The organism is Mangrovibacter plantisponsor, assembly GCF_003182475.1.
Classification (GTDB): Bacteria; Pseudomonadota; Gammaproteobacteria; order Enterobacterales; family Enterobacteriaceae; genus Mangrovibacter; species Mangrovibacter plantisponsor.
Window position 1 is genome coordinate 1 of the sequence record NZ_QGTS01000006.1, and the last position, 13,168, is coordinate 13,168.

A 13,168-nucleotide genomic window follows, 5' to 3' on the forward strand; every position below is an offset into this window, starting at 1 on the left:
CTCTTTAAGACTTGATAATTTTTAGCGTCTTTCGACGTTAAGATATCAGTGCTTATGAGTGCCCACACAGATTGTCTGATAAATTGTTAAAGAGCAGTGCGACCCGGCATTCTGCCTGCTGTCGCGAGGTGGCGTATATTACGCTTTCCTCTTTCAGAGTCAACCCAATTTTTCAGGATTTTTTCTCTTTATCTTCCCGGCTTACTGCACTCAGTGAAGCGTGCCGCCGTGTCGATGGAGGCGCATTATAGGGCCATGTTTTGGGATGGCAAGCGGAAAACACAAAAAAAATTCCAACCGCTCACCTTTTAGTCATTTCAGCGTTTTTTAATCAGTTTTGGTAAGTCTGCAAGGCTGTCTGCCACCATATCGGCCATAGCCTGCGCCTCAGGCGTAACAGGCTTACCAGTACGCACCAGCACTTTTGTTCCAACACCAGCCGCCTGTGCAGCCTGCATATCTTCAGCTTTATCTCCTACCATATAAGATGCAGCCATATCTATATGCAGATAATCACGAGCAGAAATCAGCATACCGGGTTGTGGTTTGCGGCAATCACATTGCTGGCGGTATTCATCTACAGTGCCTTCCGGGTGGTGCGGGCAATAATAGATGCCATCCAGGTCAACACCTCTGTCTGCCAGCGACCAGTCCATCCATTCAGTAAGTTGTTCAAACTGTGCTTCGCTGAATATGCCCCGGGCAATACCAGACTGGTTAGTTACCAAAACAAGGGCGAACCCCATTGCTTTTAACTCACGTAGTGCCTCAATCACACCATCAATGAATTCAAATTTATCGATTTCATGGACATAGCCGTGATCGACATTAATCGTGCCATCACGATCCAGAAAGATTGCGGGTACAGTTTGGGCCACCTGAAGACTCCTGACGAAATAAAGTGGCGCTATTATCGCACGTTTCCTTCGCGACAACATTTGCCTGATGACTTAGATTGATTTAGACGTCTGGATGCCTTAACATCCATATCCATCGATGCCCGAGGGTGTATCGGGCAGAATAAAATGCCACGGCTTACTTTTATAAGATAACAATTACACTAATGATTAAACTGTCTAACATCACCAAAGAGTTCCAGCAGGGGAACCGCACAATACAGGCACTGAAAGATGTGTCTCTGCACGTTCCTGCCGGGCAAATTTACGGCGTCATCGGCGCATCCGGTGCGGGTAAGAGTACCTTAATACGGTGCGTGAACCTGCTTGAGCGCCCAACACAAGGTAGCGTTCTGGTTGATGGCCAGGATTTGACTGCGCTGTCTGCCACACAATTAACCAAAGCCCGCCGCCAGATTGGCATGATCTTCCAGCACTTTAACCTGCTTTCCTCCCGTACTGTTTTCGGGAATATCGCACTGCCACTTGAGCTTGATGGCCTGTCTCGCGATGCGATTAACACTCGTGTGACAGAATTGCTGGAGCTTGTAGGGCTCAGCGAGAAGAAAGATGTCTACCCTGCCAATTTATCTGGTGGGCAAAAACAGCGTGTTGCTATTGCCAGGGCTCTGGCCAGTAACCCTAAAGTTCTGCTGTGCGATGAAGCAACCAGTGCGCTAGACCCGGCAACAACACGCGCTATTCTGGAACTGCTGAAAGATATCAACCGCCGCCTGGGCCTGACCATTTTACTCATCACCCACGAAATGGACGTGGTGAAGCGTATTTGTGATTGCGTAGCGGTTATCAGTAATGGTGAGCTGATTGAGCAAGACACCGTCAGTGAAGTGTTCTCTCACCCTAAAACACCGCTGGCACAACAATTTATCCAGTCTACGTTGCACCTGGATATTCCGGATGACTACGTGCAGCGCCTGTCGCCCACCAGCAATGGCGATACTGTCCCACTGCTAAGGCTTGAGTTTACTGGCCAGTCTGTAGATGCACCGCTTTTATCTGAAACAGCTCGCCGTTTTAATGTGAACAACAACATTATTAGTGCGCAAATGGATTATGCCGGTGGAGTTAAGTTCGGCATTATGCTGACCGAAATGCATGGAGAAAGTGCCGATACAGCTGCAGCCATCGCTTATTTACAACAACATCATGTGAAAATTGAGGTACTGGGTTATGTCTGAAGCAATGATGTGGTTGATGGTTCGCGGTGTCTGGGAAACCCTTGCGATGACATTCGTCTCAGGCTTTTTTGGCTTTGTGCTCGGGCTCCCTGTCGGCGTACTGCTTTATATTACACGCCCAGGACAAATCCTTGAGAACGGGAAACTCTATCGCTCGATCTCTGCACTGGTGAATATTTTCCGCTCCATTCCTTTTATTATTTTACTGGTGTGGATGATTCCATTTACGCGCCTGATTGTTGGCACATCAATTGGCCTTCAGGCTGCTATTGTTCCACTGACTGTTGGCGCCGCACCATTTATTGCCCGTATGGTTGAAAACGCCTTGTTGGAAATTCCGTCAGGGTTAATTGAAGCTTCACGAGCAATGGGTGCAACGCCGCTGCAAATTATTCGTAAAGTTTTACTCCCTGAAGCACTGGCAGGACTGGTTAATGCCGCTACTATCACTCTGATAACCCTGGTCGGTTATTCCGCAATGGGCGGTGCTGTAGGTGCTGGCGGTCTTGGGCAGATTGGTTATCAGTACGGCTATATCGGTTATGATGCTACTGTTATGAATACCGTACTGGTACTGCTGGTACTGTTGGTATACCTGATTCAATTCTGTGGCGATCGTATCGTCCGGGCTGTGACTCACAAGTAATTACATAATCAACACGACTGTATATAAATAAGGAAAGGATATGTCTTTTAAATTCAGAACCTTTGCAGCAATTGGCGCATTAATCGGTTCTTTAGCTCTGGTGGGTTGTGGTCAGGAAGAAAAAGATCCTAATCACATTAAAGTCGGTGTTATCGTCGGGGCTGAACAACAAGTTGCCGAAGTTGCACAGAAAGTCGCTAAAGAAAAATATGGTCTGGATGTTGAGCTGGTTACCTTCAACGATTACGTGCTGCCTAATGAAGCATTGAGCAAAGGCGACATCGACGTCAATGCGTTCCAGCATAAACCGTATCTTGATCAGCAGATTAAAGACCGTGGTTATAAACTGGTTCCAGTCGGTAACACCTTTGTTTACCCGATTGCCGGTTACTCTAAAAAAATCAAATCCCTCAGTGAACTGCAGGATGGCGCTCAAGTCGCCGTACCGAACGACCCGACTAACCTGGGCCGCTCCTTGCTGTTACTGCAAAAAGTGGGTCTGATTAAACTCAAAGATGGTGTTGGCCTGTTGCCGACCGTACTGGATATCACCGAAAACCCGAAAAACCTGAAGATTGTTGAACTGGAAGCGCCGCAATTGCCACGTTCTTTGGATGATGCGCAAATCGCTCTTGCTGTTATCAATACCACTTATGCCAGCCAGATTGGTTTAACACCGGAAAAAGACGGTATCTTTGTTGAAGATAAAGATTCTCCGTACGTGAACCTGATTGTGGCTCGTGAAGATAATAAAGATGCTGAGAACGTGAAAAAATTCGTTAAAGCATATGAATCAGATGAAGTTGCTGAAGCTGCGAACAAGATTTTTAACGGCGGCGCGGTGAAAGGTTGGTAAGACTTTCTCAGGCAACAAACAAATAATTACAGGACGGGCGCAAGCCCGTCTTGTTATTTGTGCCATAGCTTGCTTCAATAACAGCCGTTTTAACTATTCCGTTTTCACTTTTACCGAGGAATTATTATGCGTGCTTTACCGGTCTGTTTAATTGCGCTTGCGAGTCTTCTCAGCGGCTGCTCATTGTTAAATAGATCCCCTGTAGAACCTGTTGAAAGCACCGTAACGCCGCCGAAAACAGAACATACTCAACCCAAAGTGAGCCACGCGGCACCTGTTCAGATTTACACAGACGCAACTGCACTGGTGGGTAAACCCTTCCGCGATTTAGGCGAAGTCTCTGGGGAATCCTGCCAGTCAAGTAGCCAGGATTCTCCGCCCAATATCCCAACAGCACGCAAGCGTATGCAAATTAATGCTTCGAAAATGAAAGCCAACGCGGTTTTGCTGCATAGCTGCGAAGTTACCAGCGGTACCCCCGGTTGCTACCGCCAGGCCGTATGCCAGGGTTCAGCATTACAGGTTTCTGAGAAATAACGCCAGATGAGCGTTTTCGAGCTTAACCAGATAGGGGTTATTCACTCCCCATATAAGGAAAAATTTGCTGTTCCGCGGCAACCCGGTTTGGTAAATGCCATGGGAGGGGAATTACACCTTCTCCCCCCTTATAATCAGGCAGAGGCTGTTCGCGGCCTGGAAAACTTTAGCCATTTATGGGTGATATTCGTTTTTCACCAAACAATGGAAAACGGCTGGCGTCCCACAGTGCGTCCTCCCCGGCTGGGGGGGAATACGCGTATGGGCGTTTTCGCCACACGCTCAACTTTCAGGCCAAATCCGGTAGGGCAGTCTCTGGTGGCTCTTAAACGTGTGGAATGCCAGGGTCAGAAAGTGATTTTGCACCTCGGCGGGCTGGATCTGGTTGATGGAACCCCCGTTATTGATATCAAACCCTATCTGCCTTTTGCTGAATCCATACCGGATGCCCGTGCTGGTTATGCGCAGACGGAGCCACCGGCTGCTCTTGCCATAACCTTTACCACCCAGGTCAGGGAGCAGTTGCACCACCTGGCATCACACTCCCCTGACTTAGAACGTTTTATTGTTGAGGTTCTGTCCCAGGATCCCCGCCCGGCTTACCGAAAATCGGAGGCGCCAGGCAAAACCTATGCAGTATTGCTGGCAGGCTTCAACGTTCGCTGGCGAATAACCGGGGCTGGCGCTGAAGTCTTCGCGCTGGAGCCGCGCTAATTTCACTGTTCACCCTTTTGACATCTGGCCCACACTGGTAAACTAAACCACTTTTTATATCAGGCATTGTGCCTGAAACCTTTGTTCAACTGGAACCGTAACAACATGCGTACTAGCCAATACTTGCTCTCCACTCTTAAGGAGACACCCGCCGACGCCGAAGTCATCAGCCATCAGTTGATGCTCCGTGCTGGTATGATTCGTAAGCTGGCCTCCGGTTTGTACACCTGGTTGCCCACCGGTTTACGCGTTCTGAAGAAAGTCGAAAACATCGTGCGCGAAGAGATGAATAATGCCGGTGCTATCGAGGTGTCTATGCCCGTTGTCCAGCCCGCTGACCTCTGGCTGGAAAGTGGCCGTTGGGAACAATATGGCCCGGAATTACTGCGTTTTGTTGACCGTGGTGAGCGCCCGTTTGTATTAGGCCCAACGCATGAAGAAGTGATTACCGACCTGGTTCGTAACGAGTTGAGCTCCTACAAACAATTACCGCTCAACTTCTTCCAGATCCAAACCAAATTCCGTGATGAAGTGCGCCCCCGTTTTGGTGTCATGCGTTCACGCGAATTTATCATGAAAGATGCTTATTCGTTCCACACCACTCAGGAATCATTGCAAGAAACTTACGACACCATGTACCAGGCGTACAGCAAGATTTTCTCCCGTATGGGGCTGGATTTCCGTGCTGTTCAGGCTGACACCGGCTCAATTGGCGGCAGTGCTTCTCATGAGTTTCAGGTCCTGGCACAAAGCGGTGAAGACGATATTGTTTTCTCTACCGAGTCTGATTTTGCCGCTAATATTGAGCTGGCAGAAGCCGTAGCTCCAGCCACAGAACGTGCTGCGCCTTCTCAGGCTATGAGCACCGTTGATACTCCGAATGCGAAAACTATTGCAGAGCTGGTAGAGCAGTTTAATTTACCTGTAGAAAAAACCGTCAAAACACTGCTGGTAAAAGCCACTGAAGACAGCGAACACTCACTGGTTGCTCTGCTGGTGCGTGGTGACCATGAGCTGAATGAAGTTAAAGCCGAGAAGTTACCGCTGGTTGCCAGCCCACTGACTTTTGCAACAGAAGAAGAAATTCGTGCAATTGTTAAAGCAGGCCCGGGTTCCCTTGGCCCGGTGAACATGCCAATACCGGTAGTTGTTGACCGTAGCGTGGCAGCAATGAGTGATTTTGCCGCTGGTGCGAACATTGATGGTAAACACTTCTTCGGTATCAACTGGGAGCGTGATGTCGCGCTGCCTGCTGTTGCCGATATCCGTAATGTCGTTGAAGGTGATCCAAGCCCGGATGGCCAGGGTACTTTGCTTATCAAACGTGGTATTGAAGTGGGGCATATCTTCCAGTTAGGTACCAAATATTCAGCTGCGCTGAAAGCCTCTGTCCAGGGTGAAGATGGCCGTAACCAGACGCTGACAATGGGTTGCTACGGTATTGGTGTAACACGTGTAGTGGCAGCTGCAATTGAACAGAATAACGATGAGCGCGGTATTGTCTGGCCTGAAGCCATTGCACCTTTCCAGGTTGCAATTCTGCCAATGAACATGCACAAATCTTTCCGGGTTCAGGAAGTTGCTGAACGCCTGTATAACGAATTGCGCGCTCAGGGTATTGAAGTGCTTCTGGATGACCGTAAAGAACGCCCGGGCGTTATGTTTGCCGATATGGAATTGATTGGGATTCCGCATACGGTTGTTATCGGCGACCGTAACCTGGACAGCGACGATATCGAATACAAATATCGCCGTGAAGGTGAGAAGAAAATGATTAAAGTTGGCGAAGTTCTCGATTACCTCGTCAGCCAGATCAAAGGCTAAAACCTGATTACTGACTAAAAAGCCCTGTTGAGAAATCACAGGGCTTTTCTTTTATTACATATATTACGTATTACATCTAACTGTCACTGTTGAGCTGTTGTACTACAGCCCGTATCGGGTTTAAAAATCCCCTCAGAATCTGCCACCAGCGCAATATGCATTACACCGGTGTCGGGGTTAGGCTCCCGTGTAAAATGTGCATCCAACACCACTAAAACTGGCTCCATATCAGGCTTGCGATTTGCCCTGTAACCTCTTTCCAGCGCGATATTGCTGACGACAGAAAACCGCTTACCCGTCGCACAATCGGTAAAAGTCGCGGTATCAGCCATATATTTATACAAACCCCGCATTGGCATCGGTTGCACGGGAAGCGCCTGCTGAGCCGGTTTTAATGTATAGTTCAACGAGGAATGAATGGAATCGCCTTGTTTATCCAGCATCACCAGTGAATCGCCCTGAGGGTGGAAGTACCATTTTTCACCATCAGTAGCCGTTAATGTCAGTTTATTCGCCGTTCTTGCCCAGGTTCCCCAGGAAGCCGTCACAGCCCCGTCGCCGCGCCCCTGATATTCTTGCTGCATAACCCATGAGCCATCTTTTTCTAAGAACAGGCTGGTTTCAATCCCGCCACAATCCGCGCATGGCAAAACACCCTTGTAGCTCTGTTGCATGGGTTTGAACTCTGCCGGTACGACAGCAACGCCCTCAGCACGGTTATTACAGCCTGACAGCGCCAGCATACTGCCCAGCACAACAGATACCGCTATAATAATTTTTCTCACTTTCTCATTCCTTATCCAGTAACTTTTCGGCTTGTGCCTGGCATTAAACTTGCCTCAAAAGCAGGATTTTTTGTTTTTTATTATCGTTATACCTGAACAACGATATGGTGACTGCCTGAAAATTCTCAATATTTTAGAAAAAACCGCCAGTTTCTCACTCAAAAAAGCGGCGCACCTTGCTGCGCAAGGTTTTCACAATACTGTGTTTATTCTTGTTATCCAGCCGGCGTTCAACACTTTTCCGTGTTGGTTTCGTACTTTTTCGGTTCTTTTCTTCCCGGGTCAACTCACGAATCAATGTGACAAGACGCGAGATTGCAGCATCTTTGTTCATCTGCTGGCTACGATATGATTGCGATTTAATAATGATTACGCCATCTTCCGTAATTAAGTGATGCGTGGCAGCCAGTAAACGCGCCTTGTAGTGCTCAGGTAGTGACGATTGCTGAATATTGAAGCGCAAATGAATTGCCGTGGATGTTTTATTAACATGCTGCCCGCCCGCTCCCTGAGCACGAATCGCTGTTATATCCAGCTCTTCATCTTGTAAAACAACACTATTTGATAGTCTAATCATCCGTGATTCACCATTGATGAGGTTGTATTTCCAGATTATTGTTGCCATCAGACAACCAGATAACACCTTCCTGAAGCGTTGCCTGGAGTGACATCGTACGGGATATCAACGCAGTAAGTTGCGCCAGTTGTTGATCGTCCAGATACCATACTGTTAAATCAGCATAACCACTGATTACGCCTTGCATCTGCTCATACCACACTTGTGCTGCCCGGGAATTATAAGCAAACAAAACCACTTTATCTGAAAGACTATTGGCTTTTTTGAGGCGCTTCTCTTCTGGGAGTCCTAAATCTACCCAAAGTTCAATTCCACCGAAGTCATTGCGTAACCAGAGTTCAGGCTCATCATCCGCACATAAACCACGGGTAAATTGCAAAGATTCGCTGGCATACATTATCCAGGCCAGCAGACGAAGCATCATCCTTTCCTGGGTTTCCGATGGGTGCTGAGCCAGAGTAAGGTTTTGTTCCAGATAGACGTGTCTGTCCAGGTCTGCCACATTCACTGTAGCCTTATAAACCGTTGCTTTTAATGCCATACATCCCCCACAAATACACTTGACGCGCATTGTAACGAAAAGCATTAATTTGCGCAGGTAAACGAATGAATTTATGCGTGACTTTACATAAGCCCGCGGTAATATCAATTAGATGAGTATGCTATAGTCACCTTGCGAAACAGCATTTATCTTCGTAGGCTTAACTGGCATCCCATGTATAAGTCTGTAGCCAAAAGCTGACTGGAGGGTATGTGGAAAAATATTGTGATTTGATTCGCAGACGTTACTCAGAAATTGCCAGTGGCGACCTGGGCTATGTGCCTGATGCGCTGGGTTGTGTATTGAAAACGTTGAACAACATTGCCTCAGACGAAACGCTTTCTGATTCTGTCAGGGAACCTGCAGCTTACGCTGCCGCTAACTTACTGGTGAGCGATTATGTCAATGAATGATGCGTACCAACCGATCAATTGCGATGACTACGACAACCTGGAACTGGCCTGCCAGCATCACCTGATGCTGACCGTAGAATTAAAAACGGGTGATGTAATAAAAGCAAAGGCACAGGATCTGATTTCGCGTAAAAACGTTGAATACCTGGTGCTGGATGATGAAGGAAGCAGTCAGGAGCTGCGCCTTGATAAAATTGCCAGTTTCAGCCACCCGGAAATTGGCACTGTAGTGGTCAGTGACTCATAATTTCTCAGGGCAGCAACGCTGCCCTGATTTATTCAGGCAGCCAGCCAAAGTACCACTGGTCAGGCCCGGGCTCACCCTGCTGAGTAATAAAATACCCTGCCGCCGCAATAAGTTGCTCGTTATAAAACAATAACGGAACAGCCTTTCGCTCCCACGGAGCAACCCCCAGTTCCTGCCATATTTTCTTCAGTCCCCGCCCTTTGTCCCGCCCGACAATATGCAATAACCCGGAAGCCGCAAAACGAATGGACACGGTTTCATCTGCTTTTGCTGGCCGCACCATCAGGCCATTACCCGGAGTCTCGCGGAAATATACTTGCCCTCCCCCGGCAGGTAGTTGCAAAGGCTCCTGCGGATTATCCCAGAGAATGCAGGCATCTCGTGGAATTCTGGCAGGCTTGACCAGGTATAACGCCCCCTGAAAACGCCGAACTTCCCATGGTGTTATATGAAGGCAAGGCATGGCATCCTCACGGCTCATAGCCACTTCATCCCACAACCGCTTTAATTGCTCCCGTGAAGGCATTTTTGCGCCAAGATACGCCAGCCAGCGCCGTAAAATTGCAGCACGCCGCACTTCGCTCATGGTGCTCAGAGGTGCAATTTGTAATGAACCGCCAGGCTGTACCAGTGCTTCAAGCTCTTCAGCAAGCAGTTCATCCAGCAGTTGTTCCTGTTCTGCACACAACTGTGCACTTCTGGCTACAGCCTGCGGGAAATGGGGCCAGCGCTGTTTCAGTTCAGGCAAGATAGCCAGGCGCAAAAAATTCCGGTCATACCTGGTATCGGTGTTACTGTCATCGTCAATCCAGTGGAGCTTCGCAGCCTGTGCATAATGCTCCAGCTCAGTACGTGAAAGTGATAATAACGGGCGCAGTAGTGTATGGCCGGAAAACTGCATTTCTCGCGGCATGGCAGAAAGACCGGCAGGCCCGCTACCTCGCTTCAATGCAAGTAAGAAAGTCTCGCTTTGGTCGTCAAGGTGCTGAGCAGTCAGTAATGCTTCGCCAGGAGCAAGAACTGTTTCAATCGCCTGATACCGAGCTTCCCGCGCCGCTGCTTCGACCCCTTTACCACCAGGGGATACAATCACATGGCAGGCAATGAACTCAACACCCCACACCTGGCATAATTGCCTGCAATGTGCCAGCCAGGCATCAGCGTGAGCGCTTAAGCCATGGTGCACATGTACCGCCCGAACAGATAACGCCGGGTTTTCAGCACGCAGTGCAACCAGTTGGTGGAGCAGCACTGTCGAATCCAGCCCGCCACTGAAACCGACCAGGAAGTGGCGGTGAGCGCCAAGGTCAGACAAGGAAAATAAAGGGCCGGGTAACATGGCCGTCATACTGTCATTCGCCACAGTAATTAACTCTGATAAAGTTCGAGGGGTAACCCATCCGGGTCACTGAAAAAAGTGAACCGTTTCCCGGTGAACTCATCTGTTCTCACTGGTTCGCAGGTTACCCCTTTGTTCTGCAGCACACTCACGGCCGCCTGAATATCATCTACAGCAAACGCCAGGTGGCGCAAACCACAGGCTTCAGGCCTTGAAGGCCGGGCAGGTGGAAAAGGGAATGAGAAAAGCTCAATAACATACTGCCCGTTCAAACCGAGGTCGGCCTTCCATGAGTCCCGTGCTTCACGGTAAACCTCCGCAAGCAGAGTAAAACCCAGAATGTCGCAATAAAATTGCTTACTTGCCGCATAGTCGGAAGCAATTATCGCAATATGATGAATGCGTTTAATAGCCAGCATAATGTCATTATCCCTTTCTTTCAGCGTGAAAATGCCTGTTACTCTTTTAACACCCGCACACGGTAGACGCCGTCTTCTCCAGTCCTCGTCCCATGAATATCCGTTTCAAAGCCCGGGTAATGTTTACCTATGGAACAAAGCATTAGCAGAAAGTCCAGCACTCCCCTGCTTTCGTCAGTAATACGTTCCCCAGGCATAACAACGGGAACGCCAGGAGGATAAGGTAAGATCATATTTGCCGAAACTCGACCGGCAAGTTTCTCAATTTCCACCGTTTCTACATTACCGCGTAACTGTTGCTGGTACATTTGATGGGGTGTCAGCGCCATCTCGGGCAGAACATCAAACGCACTTAACATCAGGCGTGGCAGCTCATGCTGTTGGATAAGTCCATGGATCCCTTGCGCCAGTGTCTGAATCCGCATATTACGATAAAAATCAGGCGCCTGGGCATACAAGTCTGGCAGCATGTTACGCATCCGCAGATTCAGGTCATAAGCACGCTTGAACTCCATCAGGCCACGCAACAAACTCATCGCCCGGGTTTTATCAATACCAATACTGAACAGAAACAACAGATTATACGGACCCGTTTTTTCCACCACCACACCGCGTTCATCAAGAAACTTGGCAACCAGTGCAGCAGGGATCCCTTCGCTCGCCATAGTCCCTTGTTGATCCATACCCGGCGTGAGGATCGTGACCTTCACGGGATCAAGGTACATATGAGCATGGCAGGCATCGCGAAAACCGTGCCAGCTATCTCCGGGCTCTATGGGCCAGCAGTCTGCTTCATCGATATCTTCTGGCTGCCAGATATCAAAAAACCACCCATCCGCTTCCTCTCGCAGGCGCTTAATCTCTTTGCGAAAATGCAAAGCCCGTTCAACAGAGCGATTGATCAACCGCCGACCGGGATTGCCCCGCAACATGGCCGCAGCGGTTTCAATGGAAGCCACCAGGGGGTAACTGGGCGATGTGGAAGTATGCATCATGTATGCTTCGTTAAAGGTTTCTTCATCGTAGTCACCTTTAATATGAATCAGCGATGCCTGAGAAAGTGCGGCCAACATTTTGTGTGTGGACTGCGTTTCAAAAAAGACCTTACCCGGAACCCGCTCCCCACTCATTCCACTTTTTCCACTATAAATTGGGTGGAACTGGGTATAGGGCACCCAGGCTGAATCAAAATGAATAGACGGAACATCCAGCGTTTGCTTGATCCAGTTGGTGTTGTACAACAAGCCATCATAAGTTGAGTTGGTTATCACAGCGTGAACAGGCCAGCTCGCACCAGGCGTTAGCTCCACTTTGCCCTGAATACTCTCATGTGAAAATTGTGACTGCGGAATACCACCCAGGATTCCCAGAGCATTGCGTGTCGGCTTTAACCAGAGTGGCACGATATCGCTCATCATCAGCAAATGCGTCAGGGATTTATGGCAGTTACGGTCAACCAGCACTGTGCTGCCAGCAGGTGCTGCATACATGCCAACAATTTTGTTCGAAGTGGATGTCCCGTTTGTGACCATATAGCTCTGCTCGGCACCAAAGGTGCGGGCAATATACTCTTCCGCCTCTAAATGCGGCCCGGAATGGTCTAATAAAGACCCCAGTTCAGTAACAGAGATGGAGACATCAGCCTTTAAGGTATTCTCACCAAAGAAATCGTAAAACAGGCACCCAACAGGGCTCTTTTGATAAGCTGTTCCCCCCATATGGCCCGGGGTACAAAATGTGTATTTCCCTTCTTTGACATAAGTAAACAGCGCTTTGGTAAAAGGGGGAGTAATGGCATCAAGATATTCATCAGTGTACTGAACAATACGCTGAGCAATATCATGTGCCACTCCAAGGGTGTATTCAAAAAAGCACAATGCCATACGCATTTCATTGGTACTGACATCTAACGTGGAATGCGTATTGATGAACGCATACAGAGGCAAATGTTCGTTCAGTTGGTTGATTTCCGGGCACAACTCCAGGCCGTAGTCATCCCAGTCAAACACCACACCACAAATGCGTGGATTATGCTCAAGCAATTTCAGTAGGTCAGCACTGCTTCCTGGGAAGATAAGTTGAAAATTGTGCTGGCGCAGGGCATCGGCCAGTTCACGCAATGGGCCTTCTTTATAAAACACACCATGCGTTTCCATGATAGCGATAATATTCACA

15 protein-coding genes are annotated in these 13,168 nt (G+C 48.6%); 8 read left to right on the top strand and 7 right to left on the bottom strand.

Annotation, left to right across the window (positions count from 1 at the left end):
- Positions 1-317: 317 nt before the first annotated feature.
- Positions 318-878: a D-glycero-beta-D-manno-heptose 1,7-bisphosphate 7-phosphatase gene (gmhB, locus tag DES37_RS10460; protein ID WP_036105944.1), complete on the bottom strand. Its 561-nt coding sequence runs from the start codon at positions 876-878 to the stop codon at positions 318-320.
- A 185-nt stretch (positions 879-1,063) separates the two neighbouring features.
- Here gmhB and metN point away from each other — a divergent pair, with 185 nt between their 5' ends.
- The 6 genes from metN (at position 1,064) to proS (ending at position 6,672) form a co-directional block, all read left to right on the top strand.
- Positions 1,064-2,095 (top strand): methionine ABC transporter ATP-binding protein MetN, encoded by a 1,032-nt coding sequence (gene metN / locus DES37_RS10465; protein ID WP_036105947.1) that lies wholly within the window; start codon positions 1,064-1,066, stop codon positions 2,093-2,095.
- The gene (locus tag DES37_RS10470; protein WP_036105950.1) at positions 2,088-2,741 is read left to right on the top strand and encodes a methionine ABC transporter permease MetI; all 654 of its coding nucleotides are present in this window, start codon (positions 2,088-2,090) and stop codon (positions 2,739-2,741) included. The genes metN and DES37_RS10470 overlap by 8 nt, the downstream gene beginning before the upstream one ends.
- 40 nt (positions 2,742-2,781) lie before the next feature.
- Positions 2,782-3,597 carry a MetQ/NlpA family lipoprotein gene (locus DES37_RS10475; RefSeq protein ID WP_036105953.1) on the top strand — a complete coding sequence of 272 codons (816 nt, stop codon included), beginning with the start codon at positions 2,782-2,784 and terminating at the stop codon, positions 3,595-3,597.
- A gap of 126 nt (positions 3,598-3,723) precedes the next feature.
- The gene (rcsF, locus tag DES37_RS10480; RefSeq protein ID WP_036105956.1) at positions 3,724-4,134 is read left to right on the top strand and encodes an Rcs stress response system protein RcsF; all 411 of its coding nucleotides are present in this window, start codon (positions 3,724-3,726) and stop codon (positions 4,132-4,134) included.
- 6 nt (positions 4,135-4,140) lie between these two features.
- Positions 4,141-4,848: a tRNA (N6-threonylcarbamoyladenosine(37)-N6)-methyltransferase TrmO gene (gene tsaA, locus DES37_RS10485; protein WP_110025763.1), complete on the top strand. Its 708-nt coding sequence runs from the start codon at positions 4,141-4,143 to the stop codon at positions 4,846-4,848.
- 105 nt (positions 4,849-4,953) lie between these two features.
- Complete coding sequence (proS, locus tag DES37_RS10490) at positions 4,954-6,672, top strand: proline--tRNA ligase (protein ID WP_110025764.1); 1,719 nt, start codon at positions 4,954-4,956, stop codon at positions 6,670-6,672.
- Between the two features lie 83 nt (positions 6,673-6,755).
- Here the strand turns inward: proS and nlpE are convergent, their stop codons facing one another.
- The 3 genes from nlpE to DES37_RS10505 form a co-directional block, all read right to left on the bottom strand.
- Positions 6,756-7,457, bottom strand: a complete 702-nt coding sequence (nlpE, locus tag DES37_RS10495; RefSeq protein WP_110025765.1) for an envelope stress response activation lipoprotein NlpE — start codon at positions 7,455-7,457, stop codon at positions 6,756-6,758.
- Positions 7,458-7,611: 154 nt separating this feature from the next.
- Complete coding sequence (gene arfB, locus DES37_RS10500) at positions 7,612-8,034, bottom strand: alternative ribosome rescue aminoacyl-tRNA hydrolase ArfB (RefSeq protein ID WP_036105968.1); 423 nt, start codon at positions 8,032-8,034, stop codon at positions 7,612-7,614.
- Positions 8,035-8,041: 7 nt separating this feature from the next.
- Positions 8,042-8,575, bottom strand: a complete 534-nt coding sequence (locus DES37_RS10505) for a YaeQ family protein (protein ID WP_036105972.1) — start codon at positions 8,573-8,575, stop codon at positions 8,042-8,044.
- A gap of 212 nt (positions 8,576-8,787) precedes the next feature.
- Here DES37_RS10505 and DES37_RS10510 point away from each other — a divergent pair, with 212 nt between their 5' ends.
- Positions 8,788-8,988, top strand: a complete 201-nt coding sequence (locus DES37_RS10510; protein WP_036105974.1) for a YaeP family protein — start codon at positions 8,788-8,790, stop codon at positions 8,986-8,988.
- Positions 8,975-9,235, top strand: a complete 261-nt coding sequence (gene rof, locus DES37_RS10515; RefSeq protein ID WP_110025766.1) for a Rho-binding antiterminator — start codon at positions 8,975-8,977, stop codon at positions 9,233-9,235. The genes DES37_RS10510 and rof overlap by 14 nt, the downstream gene beginning before the upstream one ends.
- A gap of 28 nt (positions 9,236-9,263) precedes the next feature.
- Here rof and tilS read toward each other — a convergent pair whose 3' ends face one another.
- The 3 genes from tilS to DES37_RS10530 are packed head-to-tail and all read right to left on the bottom strand — an operon-like array spanning position 9,264 to position 13,167.
- Positions 9,264-10,574 (bottom strand): tRNA lysidine(34) synthetase TilS, encoded by a 1,311-nt coding sequence (tilS, locus tag DES37_RS10520; RefSeq protein WP_110025944.1) that lies wholly within the window; start codon positions 10,572-10,574, stop codon positions 9,264-9,266.
- A gap of 29 nt (positions 10,575-10,603) precedes the next feature.
- Complete coding sequence (locus DES37_RS10525) at positions 10,604-10,993, bottom strand: VOC family protein (RefSeq protein ID WP_036105978.1); 390 nt, start codon at positions 10,991-10,993, stop codon at positions 10,604-10,606.
- Between the two features lie 38 nt (positions 10,994-11,031).
- Complete coding sequence (locus tag DES37_RS10530) at positions 11,032-13,167, bottom strand: lysine decarboxylase LdcC (RefSeq protein WP_110025767.1); 2,136 nt, start codon at positions 13,165-13,167, stop codon at positions 11,032-11,034.
- Between the last annotated feature and the right edge of the window lies 1 nt (position 13,168).